The organism is Myxococcus sp. CA039A (assembly GCF_013336645.1).
Classification (GTDB): domain Bacteria; phylum Myxococcota; class Myxococcia; order Myxococcales; family Myxococcaceae; genus Myxococcus; species Myxococcus llanfairpwllgwyngyllgogerychwyrndrobwllllantysiliogogogochensis.
Genome location: NZ_JABUMQ010000001.1, coordinates 83,159 through 106,871, shown reverse-complemented (window position 1 = coordinate 106,871; position 23,713 = coordinate 83,159). Strand labels below are relative to the sequence as shown.

Sequence of the window (23,713 nt, the reverse complement as noted above, 5' to 3'; positions counted from 1 at the left end):
CTACCAGGAGACATAGAGGGGCTGAGGCATCCACGGATGGGTGAGGATGGAGATGCTCCAGGGGACCTGGTCGACGAGCACGTCGAGCGTCTTGCGTTGGACCTGGAGCTTCCAGCGGTCGTCGAGCTGCTCCAGTCGTCCCTCGCGTTGGAGGAAGGTCTCTCGCAGGCCGGCGACGGAGGTGTTGGCGATGGTGGTCCAGTTGGCGATGAGCGCCTTGAGGAGTCGGTCACAGAGGGACTGCTCGCGCTCGGTCAGGTCGATTCCGCTGGGGACGGGGGTGGGGACGGAGAGGCCGCAGAAAATCTTGTTGAGGACGAGGAGCGGCTCGGGCGCGGAGGTGCGGCCGTCGACGAGGTACTGGAGCAGGTGTACCGCGCGCGTGGCGGGCTCCGGGTCCAGGTGGGTCTTTCCCGCGTCGTCGACGCGTGACAGGCCCAGCTCCCGGAAGAGGTGAGGGATGAAGGGACTGACGAGGACGAGTCCGGCGTTGTCGATGTAGATGGGTGTGCCGCCGTGTTTCTCCTCGCTGAGTCGGAAGGCTGTCCGACGAGAGTCCTTCGAGGGATTCGCGGGCCGCGAGCGAGAGGTGTTGGAGAGTCGCGAGTCGGGGCGGGTGGTGGTGGTCCACGTGGTGACGAGGGCGTCTCGTCGCTGACGGAGCAAGGCGGCGAGGCGCGGGACGGCTTCGTTTTGAGCCAGCTCGATGGCGCGCTCCAGCAGTCGCTCGGCGGTGTTGCGTGGGTCGCGATGGCCGGGCTGGGCGGTGTGGAGGCGCGCGGAGAAGTGCTCGAAGAAGGCGGAGACGAGTTGTTCCAGGGTGAGGCTTCCGCCGGGCCGTTCGCCGAGCAACTCCAGGACGAAGCGCCAGAAGGCGGACCGCTCCGTCAGCGCGGGAGTGCCGGGTGGGGCGACTTCCTGCCAGGCGGCGACGAGTACCTCGGTGGCGGAGAGGAGCGCCGCGTGGACGTGCGGTGCGAGTATGGCGCTGAAGCGTGAGAGGACGGAGTCCGGCAGGTTGCGGGCCCAGTGTTCCTGAAGCCGCTTCCGGTGGGCGTGTCGTCGGACGAAGCCGTGAAGCACTTCCGGCGATTCATCGAGGAGGGACTGGAGCAGGCGCAGCAGGGCATCGTCCGAGAGCCCCGCGTAACGGTCCGCGCTCTCCGCGAGCAGGAACGAGAAGAGGGCCTCGCGTGCGTCGTGACCCTGGAGGTTCGTGGGCCGCGAGGGACGAGGATGTGCTTTGGCGTCGAGCGGCGCCACTTCGTCGGGGTTCGGGCTGTCGCGGCGGTCAAGTGGTTCGGGCGCTGAGTTGCCGTCCTGTGTGCGCGAGGTGTCGTGCGGGGCGGTGAGGGATTCGCGGCCCGGCGCGGAGGAGGACTCCGATGGTGGCTCACGCGTAAGAGGCGAGGGAGAACGTTGAGGTACGCCGGCTTCGTGTGATGCAGCGGAGGACCGCGATATCGGGAGGGGGGTGTCTGATGTGAGGCTGGAGTCTTCGCGCGGTGCGCTGGCGCCGGTCGCATCCAGTCTGCGGCTGGAGCTTTCGCGCGGAGCGCTGGCGGTGGTCGCATCGGGTATGCGGCTGGAGGCTTCGCGCGGAGCGCTGGCGGTAGTCGCATCCGATATGAGCCCGGAACCTTCACGCGGTGCACTGGAGCCGGCCGCGTCCAGTCTGCGGCTGGAGCTGTCACGCGGTGCACTGGTGTTGGTCGCATCCGGTATGAGGCTGGAGGTTTCGCGCGGTGAGTTGGTGTTGGTCGCGCCCAGTCTGCGGCTGGCACCGTCACGCGGTGAGCTGGTGTTGGTCGCGTCCAGTCTGCCGCTGGAGTCGTCACGCGGTGAGCTGGTGTTGGTCGCGTCCAGTCTGCCGCTGGAGTCGTCACGCGGTGCGCTGGTGTTGGTCGAGTCCAGTCTGCGGCTGGAGCCGTCACGCGGTGCGCTGGTCTCATCCGGTATGAGGCCGGAGTCTTCACGCGGTGCGCTGGCGTTGGTCGCGCCCAGTCTGAGGCTGGAGCCGTCACGCGGTGCGCTGGTCTCATCCGGTATGAGGCCGGAGTCTTCACGCGGTGCGCTGGTGTTGGTTGCATCCGGTATGAGGCCGGAGCCTTCACGCGGTGCGCTGGCGTTCGCCGCGTCCGCTATGCGGCTGGAGGGCGGGGCGAAACGTTGAGATGCACCGGCTTCGGGTGAGGCAGTGGGGGTCAGCGAACTCGGGATGGGTGCATCGGATATAGAGCTGGAGCCTTCACGCAGTATTCTGGCGTTGGCTGCATCTGGTGTCGCCGGTCGCTGACTGCGCGCATCCTCAACGGAGTGACGGTGCTCCGCGCCTTGGGATGGAGCCGGGATGAAGCCATCGGTGCGAGTATCCGGCTGTGTGCTCGTGCGGCTCGGGACAGCTTCGCGCGATGGATGGAGACTCGTAGGTGGCGGCTGGGCCATTCCTGCGTCAGCTGCCTTCGGAATGGTGGACGCTGAAGCGACCTCAGAGTCACGTGGACGTCCGAGACTCGCGGATGGTGGCTGGGCAGTGCCTGTGTCTGATTCCGTTGGGAGCGGGGCGACTGAGTCGGCCTCGGTTGTGCGTGGGTGCCCGAGAGTCGTGGCGGGTAGCTCGTAAGGAAATGCGCCCGCTATTGGGGACAGGAGCGTGGAGGTTGCCTCGGGCGCTGGTGAACCCTCGAGTCTCGTAGGTGGGAACTCGGTTCGGGTTGCACCCTCCGACAGAGGAACGAGCACCGAATCTGCTGCGAGCACTCGCGGATGCCCGAGGTGCGCGAGCAACGGATCGACAGGAGCCGCCTTCGCCTGCTCCGGTGGAGTGACCGTTGCTGTTGATTCGTTCGTTGGTGGAGGCTCTCGACTCGCAGGTTCCGACTCGACAAGTACAGCGGAAGTCGTCGGCGAAGCCGTAGTTGCCTCATGTGCGCGCGGAGGCTTGAGGCCCTTGGTCGGTGGCTCAGCCACCTCATACGTGTGCCGTGGAGCAATCTGCTCCGCCTCCGCTTCATGCGTGGACGGCGGCTTGAGGTCCACGGTCGACGGCGCAGCCACCGCGTCCACATGCCGTGGAGACCCAAGGCTCGCGGTTGAAAACGGAGCCGGGGTTTTACCCGCCCTCACTGGAGGCGCGGACTCACCTCTCTCTTCGACGCGTTGGGCAGTTCCCAGGGTCGCGGGCGATGAATCAGCTTGGACCTCATCTCCTGTCTCGGAGATGAGCCTGCCTGGCGATGGCCTGTCGATTCCCTCCGCCTCGGGGGCTGACGCTGCCAACCCAGATGTGCGCCCACGAAGAGCGCCCTCGAGAGACCTCTCTGCTTGAGCGACGTTCCCCTCCTCAATCGGCAGAAGTGGCTCATCGACATCAGTCGCTCGCGCATGCCGGGCGCCTCCAGCGGAGAACGCCAGCGGCTCATCCTCGTCGAACGTGGGTGGTGGCGCCGAGCGACCCTCGCTGCCCACGGTCATCGACCGCGTGGAGTCAGTCTCTCTTCCCGGTCCTCGTGAGCTCCGTTGGACCTCGGGCGAAGTCACCTCATCGGCCGAGTCATCACCCGTCGTCTCCTGACGAGCGCGAACCACGCCCGTGTCTGGCCGCTGCTCATCCCTGGCGGTCTCGGACAGCGCCTCGGTGGAAACACGCTCACGTGACACGGATGCAGTGCGTTCAACCACTCGACGCACGTCCCCGGCACGAGCCGCGTCCACGTCATCGGGTTGCGACGCCTTCACAGCACCCGGCGTTCGTGGACCGAGCTCTTCAATCGCCCGGCGGAACGCCTGAACCTGTTTCGCGGGAAGTTGCCCCGCTGCCTCCCAGGCAACAGCGGTCCGGAGCAGGAAGCCATGAACCTCGTCAGGCAGCACCGACCCGAACAGCCTCGTCAGCAACCGACTGAATGACCCCTGTGACAGCGGAGCGGTCTCACCCAACAGCAACAGTTCGTGAAACACCTCCTGTCGCACCCCCTCCCTGCCGCGTGGAAGGACTCTCTCCGGCAATGCATTCAGCGCGTGCAGGAGCGCACTCATCGTTCCCGACTCGCGGGGCCGCAACAGGTCCATCGCCCGTTCGAGCAGCTCTGGCTCGCTCTGCTCGACCAGCTCCGTCCGCAGCGCCTCCACATCGCGCAACGCGAGCAGGAAGTGTCGAGTGTCCTCCGGAAACGACGCCAGGAGCGCTGCCAGCAACTCCGCCACCGTCGGTCCCGTCCGAGTCCCGAAGCGCAGTCGACTCACCAGCGCCGACTTGAGCGCATGTGCCTCCCAGCGAGAGAGGTCCGACTCGGGGGCGCTCCGTGTCTCCGCGAACGCCCCCGCACGAGGCGCCGCCAGCTCCTCCAGGTCCACCGGCCTCCCATCGAGGAGCGCCGATATCAACCGCGCGAAGAACAGCGGCTTGTCCTCCGCCCGAGCCACGAACACCGGCAACGCCGAACGCAGGGGACTCCCTTCATCCCCCGAGCGCGGCATCAGTCGCACGAGCAGCTTCGCCAGTATCTCCTCCGGAATCCTCCGCACCGCGCGCACCAGCCGCGTCAGAGAACCTCCCGGCTGTTCCCACGCAAGCGCCCGTCGCTGAAGCGAGCGAGGCAGCTCCGGAAGCGTCGCCACGACCCGCTCCGCGGTCAGCTCCGGCATGCGCACGAGCGTTCCCCACGGCAACACCCCATGCTGAAGGTAGTAGCGAAGCGCCTCCGTCAGCTCGTAGCGAGCCGACGCCGTCTCCGGCACCGTCAGCTCCTCCACCACGTCGTGCTCCGCCACCTCCACGACGTCCTTCACGGGCGGAGGCAGCTCACGCACCAGCTCCCCGATGACGAAGGACAGCGAGGCCAGCACCGGGTGCCGCTTGCGCACCTGGTCCAGTCCGATGCCCAGCGTGGTGAGCAGCTCCGGATACTCCAGGCCCTGGCTCTCGGCGACACCCTCCAGGAGCTGCTTCAGCGCGCTCTTGCGGTTGAACTGCGACCCCGCTTCCTTCACCAGATACGTCAGCGTCAGCGACCACAGCAGCCGCGACAAGCCACGCTCACTCAAGGGCAACACGGGCTCGACACGATGGAGCGCCTGGAGGCTGATGATGTAGTCGATGAGGAGCGCCGCGTGCTTCGGCTCCAGGAGCGTGATGAGTCGCTCCAGGGAGCGCTGGTCCAACTGGAGCACCAGTCTGTCAATCACCCGCCCCATCGAGGCGTGCCTGCCCACCAGGACCACCAGGGCCTCGGGGTCGCTCCGCGCCACCTCCGCGAAGAGCGCACCGAACGAGAACCCCGCGCCCCGGGGCGCCCAGTACGGCAGCGTGCCGTGCAACAGGTAATGCTCCAGCAGCTCCAGCCGCACCTCCGCCTCGGTCCGAGGCTGCTCTCCCTCGGCCGGAGCCACGCGCCGAGCATGCACGGCCTGCTCCACGACCTCGCGAAGTCGCGCGGTGAGCCGCTCCTCCACCACCTGCTCGAAGTTGTCGAGCGGCACCGTCCCCAGGTCCACATCCAACCGGTCGATGCGCAGGTGCAGGCCCGGGACATCCACCGAGTCGAAAACCTGCTCGATGATGGCCAGCAGGCGCTTGCGATTGAAGTCGCTCAGCCGAGGCTGAAGCACGAGCGCCTGGGCCTCCGACTCCAGCTCCACGCGCAACGTCTGCTTCCGGATGTGGTGCCGCGAGCCCGTCATGCGGGAGCCGCCTCGGACTCACGGGTCGCCGCTTCCAGGAAGTCCCTCAGCCGCGCCGACGCCGTGGCCAGCCCCGCCGAGTCCTCCTGGCGGAGCGCGTTCCTCCACGCCCAATAGAGCCGCTCGAAGCCGGCCATGCGCGCCGGGCCGAGGAACAGACAGTCCGCCACCACCAACGCGGGCGCGTTGCTCCGGATGACCTCGCGTGCGAAGGCCTGGAACTCCGTGTTGCGCCACTGTTGGGTCGCCGTGGAGATGACGGCCGTCACCGTGAAGCCGTAGGCGAACGCGTCCTCCCCGTCACGGCGAGCGGACCGCAGCAGCACATGCTCCACGATGTAGAGCTGCGAGCGTTGGCGATTGAGCGAGCCCACCTGTTCGGCCAGCGCATGGGCACGGGCCACCGCGCTCCCGGTATCCGGGAACTTCCCCGCCAGGTGCCACGCGGCCTCGGAGGGCGCCTTGCAGACCAGCGCCACGGAGGACTCCCCGGGCAACGTCCCCACGCGGAAGTTCTCCAGCGAGCTCGCCGCTCCCAGGAACGGGCCGCTCACCGCCTGGGCACGCAGCGGTGAGGCCACCGGGCTCTCGGGAGCGGGCAGGGACAGGACGGGAGCGAAGCGCTCCTCGATGGTGTCCGCATACCGTGCGAGCGCGCGACCCTCGGGCGCGGGCCCTCCCGAATCGGAGAGGTCGAGTCCGTGCTCGTCCAGCGTGTCGATGAGCGGCCGTGCATCCGCCTCATTCATTCCAAGCTGGATGCGGCTCTTGATGGCCATGCCCGCGACATTCCCGGGGCCCGGCCTCTCCAGGGAGTCGATGCCACGTCCGCGTCCATGCGTGCTCTGGACCAGGCGCTGGAGCAGCGCGAGCTTCGCTTCCATCAAACGCTCCGCCTGCACCGCCGCCGGGCGTCCTTCCCAGGCCACGTTCGCCACCGAGTCGTCGTCGAGCTCCTCCCCGCAGAGCGCGAGCAGCACGTCGAGGAACCGATTGCGTCGCTCGATGACGGGGTCCTGGCTTGCGACCAGCTCCTCGAGGCCGAGCGCATAGCCCGGCGTGCCTTCGCCAGGGACTTCCCGCTTGAGCAGCGGCTCCACGTCGGGAACCGAGTCCGCGAGTGACTGGGAGAAGTACGTCTGTCTCAGCTCCGTGTCGCTCGAGAACAAGTCCCGGACGTGAGCGAGCTGCGCGAAGAAGTCGGTGAGGAGCTGCTCGAAGACGAGCAGGTAGCCCTTGAACTGCCGCGCCTGTCCCTGTCGCGCCAGGGGAGCGCCCTCGGAGAGTCCCGCCGGGCCGATGCCGTAGACCATCGGGTACTGCGTCTGGATGGAGGTGTAGCCGCGGAAGTCCTGGCGCTGACCTTTCGGCATGGCGAGGTACTCCTCGTACTGGGGCGCCAGGGGGTAGGTTCGGCGCTGCTCGGCCCACAGGCGGTCCAGCTCGCGGCGCACGCGCGCGGGTTGGGGCTTCACCTCGACGCCGTTGCGGAACAGGCGGATGGAGAAGCCGCCCCGCTTCGCGTCAACACCCGCGTCCACGATGAGCACCTGGTTCGGTGCCACGGGAAGCGAGCCGTCCGGGCCCACCGTCACCTTCTCGTCCGCGCGCAGGCTCACGTTGCGGACGCTGGTGACGCCTGGCGTCTGGACCATCGCCCGGGTCAGGTCCTGGATGGCGATGGACGTCGCCTGGGGCTGGAGCTCCGGGTCGGCGATGAAGCCGTAGCGGAGCAGCGGCCCCTCGAAGATTTCGTCAGGCGTGCGGCCCGCGTCGAGCAGCGACTTCAACGATTCGCGACGAGGCTCCGGCGCGAGGAAGTTCCCGATGCGGAAGAACAGGCCGGCGAGGATGACCTCGGGCGTGCGGCTCTCGTCGATGCTCGCCTCGGCGGAGACGGTGGCCTCCACGTGCTCCAGCAGGGTGACTGTCCGGAGGTCCTCGCACAGTCCCCGGTGTCGGTTGTAGACGCGACGAACGGCGCTGATGATGGAATCGGGTGAGCGCTCATCGGTGGCGCAGTCGTCCCGGCCCGGCGCGTAGATGGCGACGTCATAGAGTCCCTGCACCGCGTCGGACGTGGCGGGCGTGAGCCAGACGTTGCCGACGGCGGGCACCCGGTCGATGAGGAGCTTGCGATAGTCGCGCTCCGTCAGCGGGTTGCACGGAAGGATGTCGAGCGCGGGGAAGAGCCCCTGTCGCTCCGGCTCGATGAGGCCCGTCACCGGGTCCAGCAGCATGTCCGCGAGGGGGAACGAAGCCCGATAGGACAGCTCCGTGAGCGCGTAGCAGAGCTGCTCCAGCGTGGTGACGCCCGGGTCGTGCTCGTTGTAGTCCGTCCAGATTTTCCCGGAGAGCTCCTGGACGAGCGTGGTGCCTTCTTCCTTGAGGGCCACGTAGTTCATGCCCACGTTCGCGGGCGGCTCGGCGCTGACGGTGACGGGCTCTGTCATGAAGGACTCCAGGAGGCTCAGTAGCCCTCGGCCAACGGCTCGGCGGTGGGCGCACCGGCGGCTTGCAGCTCGTGCCGCGTGGCGGAGGTGAGGAAGTACCAGTCGGACTCCAGCGTCTCGGGCGGAGGCGTGTGCCCGAGCTCCAGCGACAGCAGCGCCGCGACATAGGGCCGCGTCTGGATGAACTCCGAGATGTCCGCCTCGGAGCCGTACCGTCCCTGCCGCGTGGCGCGGGACGCGTCGTAGAACCACGGCGACAGATACTCCACGAGCTCGCGGTCCAACCGGTCGATGCTCGCACCGACGTCCTCACCCACGCGGAAGTCCAACAGGGCCTTCACGGTGACGTGTACGTAGATGGGGTTGACGACGCGAACCTGGGCGAAGGGGCTTGTGCGCTCCTGGAGATAGCCCTCGATGCGCTCCAGCATGTCCGAGGTGACCTGGGGCACGGTGGGGTCCGCCGACGTCGTCCCATCGCGTCCGGGCACCACGACGACGAGCACCGCGCCGGGCACACCGGACTGGCGCGGCGTATGGGCGGGCAGGGCCTTCACCTTCCAGATGGACGGGAATCGCTCCAGCACCAGGCGCTCGTAATCCCACGCGAGCACGGCGCGCTCCTTGTGGCGCAGCCGCTCGGAGGCGCGGGCCTCGAAGGTGCGAGGCGTCTCGGGCGGACGGCCGCCGAAGGACGGCATCGGCTGGGAGATGCTCCCGATGTCAGGCAGCTCCTGCACCGAGAGGGTGATGCTCCCGGCCGGCACGGGCGTGTCCACGTCCACGCCGGGCTCCTGCCGCGTGGACAGCAGGGCGTGCGGCGTGATGTCGAGCGTGCGAGGAAACAACTCCGCGTCGTCCGCCACGGAGGCCCGCATCCACTGAATCGCCGCCTCCTCCCCCGCCGGCATCAGGTGGCTGCCCTGCGAGCTGAAAGCCGGAAGGCTCAGCGCGAGGATGCCCGTGCCCTGGAAACCTCCGGTCGAATCGAAGAGGACCTGCGACGGCGCGAGCGCCTTCCAGCCCCCCGCCGTGAGCAAGTCCCACCGCACGACGGGCGGCTCACCTGTGCCGGTGAAGGTGCCGCTCAACTGGAACAGCAGCGTGAGCGTCTGCGCCGTGTCCAGCCCCGTGAAGCCCAGGTACAGGTTGGCGGGCGCCTTGAAACGCGGCAGCAGCGAGATGGGACGCCGCGCGTCGGACGACACCTGCTGGAATCCCACGAATGGCAGCAGGTGGAAGAAGCGCGCGTCGTCCAACGTGCAGCGGGCCGAGTAGTGGACGCTCAGCTTCTGGAGCTGGGGCTGCCAGGGAGGATTGGGGTACTTCAGGTCCTTCGGAGGCTGCATGCACTCGGTGAGGCACTTCTCGATGCACTCCAGATACTCCTTGCCCGTCTTGCCCGCACACTTCCCCCGGCACTTCGCGCGACAGCCGAGCGGGTCCGGAATCTCGCCCAGCACCGCGCTGAGCACGTTGACGGTGTAGAGCGAATCACCGAAGGCATAGGACGGCGCGGCCAGCCGCAGCTCCAACGCGCTGGTGGCGGGGTCGTAGTAGTCGGGCGGCGCGCTGGGGCTGATGTCGAACTGCTCCAGTTGCGTGTCCTGGCACAGCTCGCCCAGCGCGGCGGGCGTGGGATTGGCGCAGTCCTCCTTCGTCCGGAAGAGGTAGCCGCGCACCGCGTCCCACGGCTCCACGCCTCCCTGCGGGGACACGGGCGAGAGCGGCGATGCGAGCGGTTGCAGCGTCCAGGAGCCTGGCTGGAGCACGCGCAGGTCCGCGAGGAAGCTCTGGTTGTCGAAGAGGTCGGTCGAGGTCTTGCCGTCCGGTCCCACCACATAGTCACGGTAGTAGCCGTGAAACCCATCCGAGTTGGAGGGCAGGTTGAACCAGTCCAGGGAGAGGCGCAGGGTGTCGGGCCGCTTGACGAAGAGTTCGGTGTGCCGGATTCGCACGTAGGACCCGACGACGGGTGACGCGCCGAACAGCGGCCAGGGCGTGCTCGGGTCCACTTCCCCCTGCGTGTTCTCCACGCTCACGCCCGACAAGTCGGAGACCCGGACGTGCAGCTCCAGCGTGGAGAAGTCCACCGCGTCCAGCAGCGACACGGGGTGCACTTCGACGCCGGACCTCAACGTGACGGGCTCGGACTTCAGGAGCGCCCGGAGCATGGGCAGGTCCGCGGCGGGGGCGGCGCCATTGGGCACCACGGCGGGCGCGGAGGGCGTCAGCTCGAACCAGAGGCCAAAGCCGCGCACCAACGGCTGCGTCCCGTCCACCGGGTGAGGTGGCGGGAGGATGGCCTCGTAGCGCTCCACCGTGAGCCAGCCCTCGGCGGTGGAGACCTGGAGCGTGAAGGACTCGCGCAGCACCTGGAGGAGCACGCTCTGCGCGTCCAGGCCCGTCACCGAGGCGAGCGCCGTCAGCAGCGTGCTCAGTCGCTTCGCGGAGGCCGGACCGAGGGGGACCTCCAGCGTCACCACGCGACTGCCGCCCGTCAGCAACAGGTAGCGAGAGGCGAGCGCGAAGCCGAGCGTCGCGGGCACGGTGACGGTGGTGGACGTCACGCCCGTGCTCACCGCGCCGAAGGTGGCCCAGCCAGGGAGCCGCTCGTCGGAGGTCGACTCCGCGTCGGTCTGCTCCGGCTCCAGCGGCATCCGCGACGTGAGCACCTGCTGGACGACGGTGAGCGCGTCCTCCTCGCTGGCGAGTGGCGACGTCGGCAGCAGGGGCCCGCGCAGCACGCGCAGCGCCAGTCGCTGGGCGACAGTGGCGGGCGTGACGCCCACCGAGGTGTCCGAGGCGAAGAGGATGTCCTGCCCATCCGGACGCTTGCCCGCGGGAAAGAGGGTGCCCCGAGGGACGAGTGCTTCGCGCACCTCCTCGTCCTCGGCCAGGGTGAAGGTGAGGTACGCGCTGTCGGGGAGCGCGGCGCGGTGGCTCAGGCGCAGGACGTCGCGGTGATAGAAGCCGGCGTACCGGCCCGACACCGTGTTGACGGTGTCCTGCGCGGTGCGGAAGAGCTGCACGAAGGACAGATAGAGCGCCAGGTGCGGCGGATGGTTTCCCGTCGCGAGCGCCGCGGGCAGCAGGGTGGCCGTGAGGCCCTGGAGTCGGGACAGCGCATCGAGGAACGGGTCGAGCAACGGCTCCAGCTTCGCCGCCGCCGCGCGAGCCCGCGCTTCCTTCGTGGCGCCCTTGTAGCTGGCGCCGTCCGAGGCGAGCTCCTCCAGCCCCCAGATGGGCAGCATGCCGGCCGTGTCCAGCCGCACCTGCCGCCCGAGCGCCTGGGGCAGCCCCGCGCCCTTCGCCGCGCTCACCAGCGCGCGCAGCGCCGCGGACAGCGGGCCCTCCACGGCGCTGACCAGGCCCTGTCCAAGCAGCCGGGACAGCTCGCCCTGCGCGCCCAGGCCCGTGCCTCGCAACCAGAGGTCGAAGCGCCGGGCCAGTCCGAGGATGAGCTGGAAGGCGTCCGACAGCGTGGTGAAGGCCCGCTCGAAGCTGCGCGCCGAGTCCACCTCCCGCGCGGTGATGAGGAAGCGGTCCTCCACCGCGCTCGCATCCAGCGCGTCGATGGAGGCGAGCACCATCACCGGGTCCGCGAGGAAGAACTCCGACCAGTCTCCGTCTCGCGTGTTCTTCAGGTCATAGAAGTAGATGAGCGCGCCGAAGCGGGGCGCGAAGTCGAGCAGCTCCGAGCGCGTGCGCCCGTCCACCGGCGCATACCCCGCTTCCAGGGCCCGCAGCCAGCGGCCCATCTGGCTGGGCGCGTCGTTGATGGCGACCTTCGTGTCGGGCGGGGCCATGGGCTAGGGCCCCTGCACCGGGATGCTGCCCTCCTGGAGATAGAAGGGGTAGACGAGGTTGCTGCGCGTGTTCGTCTGCGTGACGATGTACGAGACGGTGATGGTCAACAATCCATCCGCCGTCGCATCCCGCTGCACCGTCACCGCGTCCACCGCGATGCGCGACTCCCAGTAGAGGATGGCCTGCTGGACGTAGTCCTGAATCTGCCGCGTCAGCGTGGTGTTGATGCTGCGGAAGACCATCTGCCGCAGCTCGCAGCCGTAGTTCGGGAGCATGACGCGCTCCCCCAGCGAGGTGGACAGGAGCACCCAGAGGCTCTCGCGGATGTCCTGGTCATCGCTGACCATGAGCACGCCGCCGGAGCGCCGGGAGAAGGTGGGCGGGAAGCTCCACCCGGTACCGAGGAACGAGGGGGCCTTGGTCTCCATGGCGCCTCAGCCTCCAATCATCACCGTGGGAAACCCCACGAGGATGGTGCCGCCGTGGGCCGTCTTGTCCCCGAGCCGCGCGGCGGGCAGGCCCATCACCTTCACCGTCGTGGAACCCTTCATGACGGCGTCCGGTGGCCCCACGCAGATGGCGATGTCGCCGACCTTCGCGGCGGGCAGCCCGCCAATCAGCACCGTGGGTGCGCCGGGGCCGGCGATGGGGCCTCCGACGTGAGGCACCTGCACGGGGCCCACGGGGGTTGTCATCGGGCACTGATGGAAGTCCGTGACGCGGGCGGCGGGAGGCATGGGGCGCACCTTTCGGGGACAGCGCTCAGTTGATTTTCACCAGCGAGCCGCGGACGGTGAGGATTCCACCGGACTTCACCTCGGTCTGGGTATTGCCGCTGGCGGAGAAGCTCACGGACGCCTTGTTCGCCACCTGCTTGCCGCTCACGGAGACGTTGCCCGTGGCTTCCAGCGTCAGGTTGGCGCCCGCCTTCACCGCGACGTTTCCCTTCGCGGTGATTTTCACGTCCTTGCCGCTGTCCAAGGCGATACCGCCCTTGGACAGGGACACGGTGTTGCCGTTGCTGTCTTGAATGGAGATGGCGCCGGACGAGTCGTCCAGCTTCACGATGTGATTGCCGGGCGTCTTGATGACGATGACCTTCTTCTCGTCATCGAACGACAGCTCCAGTTTGGAGCGCGTGACGACCGCCTTGCGCGTGTTCTTCTCGTCGGGCGCGGACGCCGGCGCGTGCTGCTTGCTGTACACGGAGCCGAGGATGACGGCGTGGCGCGGGTCCTCGTTCATGAAGCCCACCACCACCTCGTCGCCGACCTCCGGGTAGAACAGCGCCCCCACGCCGCTGGACGCATAGAATGTCGCCAGCCGCGCCCACACGCCCTTGCTCGGCTCCTGGAGCAGCGGCAGGCCCACCTGCACGCGCAGCTCGCCGCCGGGGTCCTTGGCCACCTGCTGCACCACGCCCGTCTGCAGCCCTTTTATCGGCGGGAGCTGTCCGGCCGCGTCCGGCGCCGCGATGTCGGGGTTCTCCACGGTGAACCAGCGCGGCGACAGGCCGAAGTCCGCCGCCGTCATCCAACGCCCGTCCTCGATGTGGTGGTGCACGGCGCTGATGAAGGCGACGCCGTTGAAGCGCGGCCCCACGCCCCCCAGCTCCAGCATCTTCCCCACCTGCGCCAGCGCGCTGCCGTGGAAGCGCACCGAGCCGCGAATCTTCGCCAGCTTCGACAGGAGCAGCTCCGCGGAGGCCCAGTCCTGGAGGTCCGCGGACTGCAGCTCCGCGCCCGTCTGGAGCGCGAACTTCTTCGCGCCGAACACCTTCGCCAGGTCCGCGGAGGTGACGTTGCCCTGCTCCTTCACGGAGACACTGCGCGGTCCGGACTCGATGAGCTTCTGCGCGCCCGCGTCCCAGGTGTAGCCCTTGATGGAGGACGCGTCGAGCTGGGTGGTGGCGTCCATCTCCACCTGGAGGTCCAGGATGGAGCGGCCATAGGTGAGGTTCAGCACGGGCGCCTGGGAGGTGTTGGGCGGCGCCACCGTCACCTCTCCGCCGTCCGCCATGACGACCAGGCCGTTGAGCTGCGCCCGCGTCACCATCAAATCCCAGTCGGTGGCGTAGTACTGGACGATTTCCTCGTGCACGCCCGCCGTGGCCGTCACGTCGCTGGCCAGCCCGTTGCGCGACAGCAGCGTCTGGATGAGCGCGCTGTCCTTCACCTTCTCGAAGAAGCCGCTCTTGCGCTCCAGCGTCATCTTCATCGCCTCGTCGGTCAGCTCCACCACGAGCTTGGAGCCGGAGGACTGGTCAATCTCCAGGCCCTGGCTGGACACGATGCCCTTGAAGATGCGCGTGTTCACGCCGTCGTAGCCGGCGGAGATGACCACCTTGGCCCCGGGAATGAAGATGTCCTGGCTGCTGATGGGGAACAGGCCCGTGGACGCGCTGCCGTCGAACAGCACCAGCTTCGCGCGCGGCAGCTTGTTGACGCCCAGCCACGTGTCCACGCTGAGGACCTGGTACGTCTTGGGGATGACCTCACCGTTCGACTCGATGGTGAACGTCGCCAGCGCCCCTTCGTTCTTCTCCGGATAGGGCGTGGTCATGCCTGGCTCCCCTGCAGCGGCGGGAACATCAGCTGCGAGCCCACGGTGAGCCGCCGGAAGTCCGACAGCCCGTTGACCTTCGCCACCTCCAGATACAGCGTGCTGGAGCCGTAGATGCGGAAGCACATCAACGGCAGCGTGTCTCCCGCCTGCACCGTGCGCACGTGCGTCAGGTCCGGCGAGTTCATCCGCGCCTTGAGCGCCAGCTCCACCTCGTCGTTGTAGCCAAGGAAGGTCCCCTTGGCCCGCGCGCGCAGCGGCGTGCCGTCCGGCTTGAACAGCGTGTACGTCATGCTCAGCTTGGACAACCGGCACTTGAACAGGAACGTGCCCCAGGACAGCTTCAGGTAGTTGGGGCTGTGGATGTTCCCGTTGTAGGTGAAGACCAGGTTCTTGAACTTGGACACCTGCTCGGCGATGCCGTCGTCGGTGAAGGGCATCAGTCCTGGCAGCGGACTGGGGACGACTCCGGTGCCGTCGAACACCAGCTCCAGCTCCACCGTGTCCGCGGGAATCCGGTTGAAGTCCGGCGAGCCACCGGGGCTGCCCTGGGTCTGGTTGTCGTTGTACTTGACGCAGTAGGTCTGCGAGTACGACGCCGGATTGATGTAAACGGTGTAGCTGCCGACCTCCGACGTGAAGTCGGACTTCTGGTAGGCGATGACGTTCATCTTCTCGAGGCTGCCGGAGAACCCCATCGCTACCGCTCCTGTCGCGCCTTCAAGACCTGGAGGACGCGGCGCACGCAGTCCTCCACCAGCTTCTGGTGCGCCTGCTTCTCGTCGTCGCAGCCGCAGTCGCCCACGGGCGTGCTGGGCGTCTCCGGAATCGCCTCGCCGGAGCCGCCCCGCACGCTCATCTGGATGCCGACCTCGTTGACTTCCAGGGCCATGGCGCGCCTCACATCAGCCGGGACGTGAGCTGGGCCAGCTTGACGGCGACAGAGGCCGGGCTGCCCAGATTCACGCGCTCGAAGTAGTTGTAGGACAGCTCCAGCGACTCCGTGAGGATGCGGTTCTCCTGGGAACTCATCGGGGACACCTCCCAGCGCAGCGGCCAGGCGTTGATGAAGCCCCACGCCACCAGCGGCAGGCCATCCTCGTTGAGCAGCAACACGAGGATGTTCTGCGGCAGGAGCGGCAATGACAGCCCCGAGCCCACGCTCTGTCCGAACCACTCCGCCAGGAACGAGTCCCGCGTCACCACGCCCCGCTTGAGCACCAGGTTTGAGTACCTGGCGGCCTTGGGCAGCTTGTGCGTGAAGCGATTCTCGCCCCCCTCGGTGACGTCCTCCGTGTCCCAGCGGGCCTCGATGCCGGAAATCTCCTGGAAGGAGGCGTCCAAATCGCTCGCCGCCGCGAGCAGGGTCGCGGAGCCGAGGACGGAGACGCTGAAGTAGAACGCGCCTGGCGGATAGTAGGGTTCGGACATGGCGATGGCTGTGATTACGGCGCGGCGACGACGAGCGTTTCGAAGGCGACCTCGAGCGACTCCACGGCGACCTCGTTGCCTTCCGACTTGAGGTCCGTGCCGGAGAGCTTCGTGGGCCACGCGTTGTTCAGCGTCCACGTCATCTTCGGTGCGCCCTGCTCATCCAGCAGACTGATGATGACCGTCCGCCGGGCAATCGTGTTCATCTTGATTTCGTTGTACCAATCCCAGAAGCGGGCATCGTTGATGAAGATGCCCTTGCGCATCTTCACGTTGCCGACCTTGCCCAGTCCCGGCATCTTGATGGGAAAGAAGCTGGGGTTGTTGCCGTGCCGGTACTCGATGACCTGCGTCTCCGTCTCCAGGCCATCCACTTCCTGGAAGCTGACGGACGTGTCGTCCCCCAACTGGACGGAGAAATAGAATTTCGGCAACGGCCAGATATCGTTTTGGACTTCTCCTGCCATGGCGGCTCCTCGGTGAATTCGTGAAGGGTGGAATCAGTCGTCGAAGTCCGGCGGGCGCTACGCGCTGGCGCCTTCCATCTTCTGCTTGAAGGTCAGCTCGATGAACTCCGCGGGGCGGATCATCTGCAGGGTGACCTGGACGACCATGTAGCCCTCCAACACGTCCTGGGCCGTCATGGTGCTGCCGAGGCCGCACTCCACGCTGAACGCATCCGACGCGGTGGCGCCCAACAGGCCTCCCTGGGACCACAGCCCCTGGAGGAAGCTGGACACCATGGACGTGACGGAGGCCCAGGTGTTGCCGTCGTTGGCGGCGAAGACGAAGCGGTCCAACGCGGCCTTGATGGACTGCTCGGCGTACGTGAGGGTGCGGCGCACCTGGATGTAGCGCCAGTCATTGCTGTTGCCGTCCAGCGTGCGCGCGCCCCAGACGACGGAGCCCCGGCCCACGAACTCGCGCACGGCGTTGACGGCCTTGCCATCCACCGGGACGTTGAGGTCCGCCTGCTGCTCGTTGTTGAGCTTGAACGTGGTGCTGGTGACACCGGTGAGGCTGACGTTGGCCGGCGCGTTCCACACGCCCCGGTTGGCGTCGTTCCAGGTGTAGATGCCCGCCATGGCGCCGCTGGACGGAAGCACGTCGTCCTTGCGGGAGATGATGCGCAGCATGTCCGTCAGGAGCGGCAGCGCGGCGGTGAGGTTCTGGTTCAGGACCTGGATGTCTTCGGGCGCCGTCACCGTGCCAATCTTGGCGATGTCCGCGTCCACCGCCGTCTTGCGCGAGGGCGCGTTGGTGTAGAGGTTGGCGCTCTCCGCCAGCAGGATGGTCTTGAGCGTCGCGTCCGTCTGGATGTTGGTGTAGTCGAAGTCGCTCAGCTCCTGCACCGTGGTGTGCAGGAAGGGGAAGTACGTCATCCCGTAGTTGAGGAACTTGCTGCCCAGCACGCCCCGGTAGTCGGAGATGACGGTGGGCAGGGTCGTCTGCGTGACGGTGGCGGAGCCATACACGTCCAGCACGGCCACGCGGTCCTGCAGCGCGCCGCACTGGGCGAGCATGGCGGTGGCCACCGTCCCGTAGTCCGCCAGCGCCGTCAGATTCACCGCGTCCGGCACCACGAGCATGGTGGGGCCCACCTGCTCGGCGATGATGTCCAGGCCGCCGACGAGCGTGGGCGCATCCAGCGTGCTCGTGTAGTCGCCGACGGAGACGATGTACGCGGTGCCACCGCCGTTGGCGTAGAACAGACGCAGGCTGTTGAAGAGGACGTACTTGGTGCCCGCCTTGGGGACCAGGTCGTAGTACTTCCAGCCAGGCGTGGCGCCGGCGCTGTCATACACCTTGAAGTCGTAGTCACCCGACTTCTGCTTGGTGGTGTCGGTGACCTCGGTGAGGTCGAACGTCGGATCCGGCGCCCCGCCGAAAATCTGCTGGTAGTCGGCCAGCGAGTTGATGAGGACGGGCTTGTTGGGAATGGGCTTGCCGCTGAGCGTCGCCGTCTTGGTGTAGCCGATGAACGCGGGCACCGCCGTCTGGATGCCGACGACGGAGGGCGGGAAGGCGTCCAACTCGGTGACATAGACGCCGGGGGTTTTACGGGCTGTCCTGATGGGCATCGGGTCCTCTCTTCGCTTCGTGGGTGGGGCTTCGGGGTTCAGAGGTTCAGGTAGATGTCCGAGTAATCCCGCCGATCGAGGGGGGAGGGCCGTGGCCCCTGGGGCATGCCGGAAGGTCTGGTGCCGCGCGGGACACCGGGGAGCGGGCCCACCCGGGGCAGCACCAGCGCGGGCGAGGCCACGGGCACGTTGGACATCAGCGTGCTTTCGAAGAGGCCCTGTTCGCGCGTCCCCTGGAGTTCGAAGACGTAGTCGGGGACCTCCTGCAGCGGCAGGTCCTGGTCCGCGATGAAGCGGTAGGTCACTCCCGCGCCGGGGACCTGGACGGGCACCGGGCCGGAGAAGGTGACGGGCTGGGACGAGCCGACGTCGAGCAGTCGCAGCGCGTCGTAGCGGACGCCCTGGGGCGGCACGACGAAGTAGCACCAGCGGGTCTTCCGCCGCTCGAAGCGCAGCTCGGCGCGCAGCGGGACGACGCGGGTCTGCTCCGCGCCCAGGTGCAAATCACACAGGGGATACAGGCCCGTGTCGTCGGGGTTCGGCTTGGCCAGCACCAGGTCGAGGAAGGCCAGCGGCGTCGGGTACGCCTGGGTGTAGAGGACCTTGCTCTCGATGAGTATCCCGCCGTCGAGGTCGAGCTGGCGGACGGTGTAGAGGCCCTCGGGCAGGGCCGCGAGGTCCAGGTAGGCGAAGTCGCCCACGCGTTGCTCGGGAATGCCGGGCCCGCGCGCCACGCGCACCTGCTGACAGGAGATGGCGGAGGGCGCCTGCTTCCCCAAGAGCAGCGTGACCGGGATGCTGCACGGCTTGCAGAGGACCTCCTCCCCCGAGATGTCGAGCAGGACGATTTCGGCGGTCTCCGGGAGCAGCGGCACCTGCATCTGCACCTGGGCCACGCGCTGTCGGCTGGCGGCGGTGACCTGCTCGCCCGGGTTGAGCAGGATGGGCAAGGTCCTGGTGGCCGTGCAGTGGAGTTCCTGGTCCGTGGGCTCCGGCGGCTGTCCGGCGAAGTGGGCCTGGCGGTTGCTGAAGTAGAGGTTGTCCGAGGCGGGCTGGAAGTCGCTGGGCAGGTCGGTGAAGTTGACGAAGAAGGGCGTGTCGGGAATCAGCACGAAGGACAGCCACGTCCACTGGCCCGCCTTCTCGCGTCGCTCCATCGCCTTGAGCAACTGCGCGCGGCGGTTGAAGTCGTAGAGGACGGAGAAGGCCGTGCCCTCGTCGCGGAAGAGCAGGCCCAGGTCCCTGAGCGTCGCCGCCGTCGCCGCCGTGGGCCGGCAGACCAGGGCCGGACAGCGCCCCTCGGAGCGGTTGAAGTAGGTGTGCCGCAGGTCCACCGACAGCAGTCGCTCGAAGGTGTAGCGGCGCGGCGGCACGTCGTAGTCGTCGAGCGACGCGTTCGTGGCCAGGGCCCTGGCGAGGCGGGGCAGGTCGCCCTGCCGCAGCCGCAGGGGGCCATCCAGGGAGCGCTCGTTGGCGCGTCGGAAGCGCCTCATGGCTGCATCCCCTGGGGCCGGCCGGGCGCTTCGACACCCTTGGCCGCGGACACCTGGCCCTGCATGGCCTCGCCCCGGTAGGGAATCATCCGGACCTTGTAGAAGACGGAGGGGAGGTACTTCACACCCGCCAGCCCCATCAGGTGGTTGAGGCCCAGGAGGTCCAGGTCGACGAACTCGAACGTGAGCTTGTCGATGTCCGGGTCCAGCCCCGGCAGGCTCTGCTGGGTGAACCAGGGTGTCTGCTGGAAGAAGCTGATGACGTGGGAGATGGCCTCCAGCCCCACGGGGTACGCCTGGTCCTCGAAGTTGGCGTACAGCAGGACGAAGAGGTCGATGAAAAGCGGTGGCGCGATGAGGCCGTACGCGTCCGGCGACACGGGCACGTTGCGGTTGTAGGTGCTGACGATGGTCTCGTGCCGGATGTTCGCCAGGAACATCACCACCGCGTCTCGCGCGGGCGCCGCGGGACGCCCTTCGCTGTCCGTCAGGTTGGAGAGGACGACCCACGGCTCCTGCCGGGGCGCCGCCTCCGCGTTCCGGATGAACTCATCCAGACGCCTGCGGACCAGCTCCAAGGTGCCTCCCAACTTGCCCAAGACGAGACTCCTCCAGCACGCCCGCCGGGCGTGTCTGTGATTGATGAGAGTGGTGAGACCCGGAGGGCCGCCGGGGTTTTCGCGAGCGAAGATCCAACCGCCGACCGTTCGCCACAGCCGCTGAATGGTTCACGCGAAGATTGATTCGCGAGATGGTCAAACAGTAACAGGGAAAGCCAGTGTGTCAATGGGGGTGGGTTTGTCTGACTTGGTGAGGAGGATGTCTGTTGAAACCCCGTGCGTCTGTATTTGATGTCACGCGAAGGGGCGGATTCCGGCGGTGCGCTTCGCGGGCGTCAGCGCACGTAGGACGTCCTGCCCCCGAGGCGCGCGGAGCATGGACGTGGAATCAGGGGACTGACCTGGAGGGTTCGCGGGAGGGGCCGTCCCGGACAGCGGGCCTCGGGTGGGGAGGCCGCGCGTCGACGGGAAAGGGCCCACGGCGCCGCGCGGGCCGGATTTTCGGCCTCGCGCGCATTTCCGGAGGAGGAGGTCGGGTGGACCCCCGGCGAGCAGGCCAGGGACGTAGGGCCTGGAAACGAATGAGTCCGCCCTTCTTTCGAAAGGCGGACTCGATGTGAGTCAGCGACCCCGTGAGGGCGTCGGTGCGGGTCAGGCGAGGGCGGCGGCGTCCAGGCCCGCGTCGGCCATCAGGAGGGCCAGCTCCGCCTTGAGCTTGTCCTTGGCGCGAATCTCGAGCTGACGGGCGCGCTCGCGGGAGAAGCCGAAGTGCTCGCCCAGCTCGCTGAGCGTCATCTCCGCGTCACCCATCACCCGGTTCTCGATGATGAAGCGCTCGCGCGGGTCCAGGCGGCGCAGGGCGCGCTGCACGAGGTCGCGGGTGAGGCCCGCCTGCTGGCGGTCGGCCACCTCGTCCTCGTGGGACGCGGCGGAGGACTCGACGAAGTCCAGGTGGGTGGCGTCGCCGTCCTCGCCCACGGGCGCGTCGAGCGACAAGTCCCGGCCGCCCATGCGCTGCTCCATCTCGCGCACCTCGGAGGCCTTCACGTTCAGCCTGCGGGCAATCTCCTCCGCGTTGACGACGCTCGCGTCGCCGGCGCCCATGCGCTCCAGCTCGCGGCGGGTGCGCGCCAGGCTGAAGAACAGCCGGCGCTGCGCCTGCGTCGTGCCCAGCTTCACCAGGCTCCAGTTGCGCAGGATGCAGTTCTGGATGTACGCGCGAATCCACCACACCGCGTAGGAGATGAGGCGGATGCCCTTGTCCGGGTCGAACTTCTGCACGGCCTTCATCAGGCCGATGTTCGCCTCCTGGATGAGGTCCGACATCTTCAGGCCGTAGGAGCGGTACTCGTAGGCCACCTTCACCACGAAGCGCAGGTTGGCCGTGACGAGCTGGTGGCCGGCCATCAGGTCTCCCCCGCGAAAGCGGCGCGACAGCTCCTGCTCCTTCGGCTGCGTCAGCAGCGGGTACTGGTTGATCTCCGAGAGGTACGTGGAGAGGGAATCCGGGGAGGAGAAGTGGGAGGTTTCCTGCATGGCGTCTCTCGGGGAAGGGGGCCGGTGGGAGCCGCGCGTCGGCGGCACGGGACGGGTCCTTCGCAATGCATGTGCCACGGCCCTTCCCAAGCGTTCCCAAGTGAATGCGCGGGTTTGCATCAAGGGGGGAGGGTGCTTAAGGGCGGCACCCTTTCGTTTTTACAGGGGGGTATTTCGAAGACTCTTCCGACTGTCTTCCGGCCGACAGTGGGAGCGGGTGGGGCACGTGGCGGCATCCAGGCGAGCGAGGTGGCGGTTGTGCGACGTGCGTCCCTGTCTCGCCCCGTCATCGCCACCTTGGGGGGATGGAGAACCTGTTCCAGCTCTTCGCGGTGTCTGCGGTGGTGATGGGGGTGTCGCAGACCATCGCCCGCGAGCGCATCTTCGCGCCGCTGCGCGAGCGGCTGGGTGGCAAGGACACGTGGTGGGGATATCTGGCGTCGTGTCCCTACTGCCTGTCGCACTACGTGGCCTTCGTGCTGGTGCCGCTCACGGGGACGTACGCCATCGACGTGGTGGTGGGTGGTTGGCCTGGGTGGGCGTTGGAGTGGTTGCTGTCCTCGCTGCTCGTCACCGTCATCGCCGCCTTCTTCCGGGTCATCTTCTGGTTCGTGGATGAGAGCCAGGGGCTGGTGCGGCGGCGGCAGCGGACGGAAGAGGAGGAGACCGCGACGAAGCGGCTGGTGAGGAAGCAGGTGGAGCAGCAGGTCTCCGAGGAGCCCCACGAGCCGCTTCCTCCGTCACGGCACTGAGGGGCGGCGCGGGACTACCCGTGCCCCTGGCATCATGAGAAGAACGCTCCCCTCCGAGATTCCTCGAACGTGCCGGTATCCGCGAATTTCGATACGTCGTCCCGATGATTGTCGGACGTGAAGACGCCCATTCAGGGTCCCATGCCAGCACCATCGTGCTCGTCACTTGGGTGAGCACAGCCGCTGAAAGGAGGCGCTCAGTGGCATCTCCTTTTGCTGGAGGGGTCAACACAGCGGTCCACGGTCTCAGGCGATGGAGAACCACAGGAGATGTTGACCACGCTGCTCGCGTTCGACTCCCCATTCCCCGCCGCGAAGAAGATCTCGCCATCCGCTAACTGATACTTCTTCTTTGTCGACGAGCCGGAGAGCGGAGACAGCCCTCATGGAGTCAGGACGATGCGCTCGTTCGTGTGCGTTGCTTCGGTCCACGCTCGCTCCACGTCGGAGAGAGGCATCGCCTTCACATCGAGGTGAAACGTACCGCGCGCAATCTCTTTCACGAGCGCCGGCAGTTCCTTGACGATATCGCGACCTGGCACCGACCCAAGCCCACTGCCGATCAGCTGGAGACGCGAAGCACGCAAAAGGGCTGCCGGAATGGCGGCGGTCTGCCCTGCAACCGAGCCAATTTCAACCCATGCAAGCGGTCGCTCTCGGTCCGCACGTGCTCTGACAACCATGTCCATGGCCTGTGGCGTACTTTCCCCCCAGATGAAGTCGAGCACGACATCGACCTCGCGTGCGAGGGACCCCAGTCGAGCATCCCCCAGCGCCACAACCTCCGTCGCACCGAGTCCGGGCAGCTTCGCGAGCTTCTTCTCATCACGACCTGTCGCGATGATCTGCCGCGCCCCCAGGTGCCGGGCTATCTGCACGGCCATGCTTCCAGCATTCCCCGTGGCTCCCAGGATGAGGACCTTCTGCCCCTTCTTGAAGGGCACTCGACATCGCAGCGCGAGCCATGCCCCCATGGCGGGGTTCATCGCCGCCGCGACGGTCATCGCATCGATATCGCGCGGGAGCACGATGCTGTGGTCGACCTCTATCACCACCTTCTCGGCCATCGAGCCTGTCTGCGTGCCGTCGACCACGAAGTAGCGCAGCTTGCCGTCAGCACCGCGCCCAACGCCGTCGACACCCGGGATGAGCGGGAGGACGCTGGTACTCGTGTAGTGCGAGCCCTCGGCCCTCGCGCGGGTGAGATGATGCAGACCGACAGCGAGCACGTCGACGAGCAACTCGTCACGGCCCTTGGGAACGGGGTCAGCGAAGTCTTCGTAGCGCGGTGGGTGCTCGAACGAGGTGATGACGGCGGCTTTCATGAATTCCCCTCCACTGGAGTAGATTCGT

Annotated in this window: 16 protein-coding genes and 1 pseudogene; 1 reads left to right on the top strand and 16 read right to left on the bottom strand. The window is 67.5% G+C overall.

Annotation, left to right across the window (positions count from 1 at the left end):
- From HR086_RS00375 to HR086_RS00310, 14 genes are all read right to left on the bottom strand, one after another.
- Positions 1-5,682: a contractile injection system tape measure protein gene (locus HR086_RS00375; protein ID WP_174464512.1), complete on the bottom strand. Its 5,682-nt coding sequence runs from the start codon at positions 5,680-5,682 to the stop codon at positions 1-3.
- Complete coding sequence (locus HR086_RS00370; RefSeq protein WP_174464511.1) at positions 5,679-8,135, bottom strand: hypothetical protein; 2,457 nt, start codon at positions 8,133-8,135, stop codon at positions 5,679-5,681. The genes HR086_RS00375 and HR086_RS00370 overlap by 4 nt, the downstream gene beginning before the upstream one ends.
- A 17-nt stretch (positions 8,136-8,152) precedes the next feature.
- Entirely contained in the window at positions 8,153-11,944 is a 3,792-nt protein-coding gene (locus HR086_RS00365) for a hypothetical protein (RefSeq protein ID WP_174464510.1), read from the bottom strand.
- Between the two features lie 3 nt (positions 11,945-11,947).
- Positions 11,948-12,373: a GPW/gp25 family protein gene (locus tag HR086_RS00360; RefSeq protein WP_174463998.1), complete on the bottom strand. Its 426-nt coding sequence runs from the start codon at positions 12,371-12,373 to the stop codon at positions 11,948-11,950.
- Between the two features lie 6 nt (positions 12,374-12,379).
- Positions 12,380-12,682: a PAAR domain-containing protein gene (locus HR086_RS00355; protein ID WP_141644325.1), complete on the bottom strand. Its 303-nt coding sequence runs from the start codon at positions 12,680-12,682 to the stop codon at positions 12,380-12,382.
- Between the two features lie 25 nt (positions 12,683-12,707).
- Positions 12,708-14,507 carry a type VI secretion system tip protein VgrG gene (gene vgrG / locus HR086_RS00350; RefSeq protein WP_174464509.1) on the bottom strand — a complete coding sequence of 600 codons (1,800 nt, stop codon included), beginning with the start codon at positions 14,505-14,507 and terminating at the stop codon, positions 12,708-12,710.
- The gene (locus HR086_RS00345; RefSeq protein ID WP_174457739.1) at positions 14,504-15,205 is read right to left on the bottom strand and encodes a LysM peptidoglycan-binding domain-containing protein; all 702 of its coding nucleotides are present in this window, start codon (positions 15,203-15,205) and stop codon (positions 14,504-14,506) included. The genes vgrG and HR086_RS00345 overlap by 4 nt, the downstream gene beginning before the upstream one ends.
- A 2-nt stretch (positions 15,206-15,207) precedes the next feature.
- Entirely contained in the window at positions 15,208-15,399 is a 192-nt protein-coding gene (locus tag HR086_RS00340) for a DUF5908 family protein (RefSeq protein ID WP_141644328.1), read from the bottom strand.
- An 8-nt stretch (positions 15,400-15,407) separates the two neighbouring features.
- Positions 15,408-15,938, bottom strand: a complete 531-nt coding sequence (locus HR086_RS00335) for a phage tail protein (RefSeq protein ID WP_174457738.1) — start codon at positions 15,936-15,938, stop codon at positions 15,408-15,410.
- Between the two features lie 14 nt (positions 15,939-15,952).
- Positions 15,953-16,372: a phage tail protein gene (locus HR086_RS00330; protein ID WP_254626114.1), complete on the bottom strand. Its 420-nt coding sequence runs from the start codon at positions 16,370-16,372 to the stop codon at positions 15,953-15,955.
- A 90-nt stretch (positions 16,373-16,462) separates the two neighbouring features.
- A complete protein-coding gene (locus tag HR086_RS00325; RefSeq protein WP_174457737.1) occupies positions 16,463-18,019 on the bottom strand; it encodes a phage tail sheath C-terminal domain-containing protein in 1,557 nt (518 codons plus the stop codon).
- Between the two features lie 38 nt (positions 18,020-18,057).
- Entirely contained in the window at positions 18,058-19,512 is a 1,455-nt protein-coding gene (locus HR086_RS00320) for a hypothetical protein (protein WP_174464508.1), read from the bottom strand.
- Positions 19,509-20,111, bottom strand: coding sequence for a DUF4255 domain-containing protein (locus tag HR086_RS00315; RefSeq protein ID WP_174457735.1), 603 nt, complete (start codon positions 20,109-20,111; stop codon positions 19,509-19,511). The genes HR086_RS00320 and HR086_RS00315 overlap by 4 nt, the downstream gene beginning before the upstream one ends.
- Before the next feature lie 612 nt (positions 20,112-20,723).
- Positions 20,724-21,608 carry an RNA polymerase factor sigma-32 gene (locus HR086_RS00310; RefSeq protein ID WP_141644334.1) on the bottom strand — a complete coding sequence of 295 codons (885 nt, stop codon included), beginning with the start codon at positions 21,606-21,608 and terminating at the stop codon, positions 20,724-20,726.
- 305 nt (positions 21,609-21,913) lie between these two features.
- On the opposite strand from HR086_RS00310, the gene HR086_RS00305 reads away from it, so the two are divergent.
- Positions 21,914-22,360, top strand: a complete 447-nt coding sequence (locus HR086_RS00305) for a hypothetical protein (RefSeq protein WP_174457733.1) — start codon at positions 21,914-21,916, stop codon at positions 22,358-22,360.
- A 130-nt stretch (positions 22,361-22,490) separates the two neighbouring features.
- Here the strand turns inward: HR086_RS00305 and HR086_RS49650 are convergent.
- Both HR086_RS49650 and HR086_RS00300 read right to left on the bottom strand, forming a co-directional pair.
- Positions 22,491-22,664 (bottom strand): annotated as a pseudogene (locus HR086_RS49650) (Imm52 family immunity protein); the annotation flags it as partial.
- A 79-nt stretch (positions 22,665-22,743) separates the two neighbouring features.
- Complete coding sequence (locus HR086_RS00300; RefSeq protein WP_174464002.1) at positions 22,744-23,685, bottom strand: zinc-binding dehydrogenase; 942 nt, start codon at positions 23,683-23,685, stop codon at positions 22,744-22,746.
- Positions 23,686-23,713 lie beyond the last annotated feature (28 nt).

Bases quoted from the DNA above. Each gene is read 5' to 3' on its own strand.
- HR086_RS00375 (WP_174464512.1), bottom strand. From the start codon at position 5,682: ATGACGGGCTCGCGGCACCACATCCGGAAGCAGACGTTGCGCGTGGAG.
- HR086_RS00370 (WP_174464511.1), bottom strand. From the start codon at position 8,135: ATGACAGAGCCCGTCACCGTCAGCGCCGAGCCGCCCGCGAACGTGGGC.
- HR086_RS00365 (WP_174464510.1), bottom strand. From the start codon at position 11,944: ATGGCCCCGCCCGACACGAAGGTCGCCATCAACGACGCGCCCAGCCAG.
- HR086_RS00360 (WP_174463998.1), bottom strand. From the start codon at position 12,373: ATGGAGACCAAGGCCCCCTCGTTCCTCGGTACCGGGTGGAGCTTCCCG.
- HR086_RS00355 (WP_141644325.1), bottom strand. From the start codon at position 12,682: ATGCCTCCCGCCGCCCGCGTCACGGACTTCCATCAGTGCCCGATGACA.
- vgrG (WP_174464509.1), bottom strand. From the start codon at position 14,507: ATGACCACGCCCTATCCGGAGAAGAACGAAGGGGCGCTGGCGACGTTC.
- HR086_RS00345 (WP_174457739.1), bottom strand. From the start codon at position 15,205: ATGGGGTTCTCCGGCAGCCTCGAGAAGATGAACGTCATCGCCTACCAG.
- HR086_RS00340 (WP_141644328.1), bottom strand. From the start codon at position 15,399: ATGGCCCTGGAAGTCAACGAGGTCGGCATCCAGATGAGCGTGCGGGGC.
- HR086_RS00335 (WP_174457738.1), bottom strand. From the start codon at position 15,938: ATGTCCGAACCCTACTATCCGCCAGGCGCGTTCTACTTCAGCGTCTCC.
- HR086_RS00325 (WP_174457737.1), bottom strand. From the start codon at position 18,019: ATGCCCATCAGGACAGCCCGTAAAACCCCCGGCGTCTATGTCACCGAG.
- HR086_RS00320 (WP_174464508.1), bottom strand. From the start codon at position 19,512: ATGAGGCGCTTCCGACGCGCCAACGAGCGCTCCCTGGATGGCCCCCTG.
- HR086_RS00310 (WP_141644334.1), bottom strand. From the start codon at position 21,608: ATGCAGGAAACCTCCCACTTCTCCTCCCCGGATTCCCTCTCCACGTAC.
- HR086_RS00305 (WP_174457733.1), top strand. From the start codon at position 21,914: ATGGAGAACCTGTTCCAGCTCTTCGCGGTGTCTGCGGTGGTGATGGGG.
- HR086_RS00300 (WP_174464002.1), bottom strand. From the start codon at position 23,685: ATGAAAGCCGCCGTCATCACCTCGTTCGAGCACCCACCGCGCTACGAA.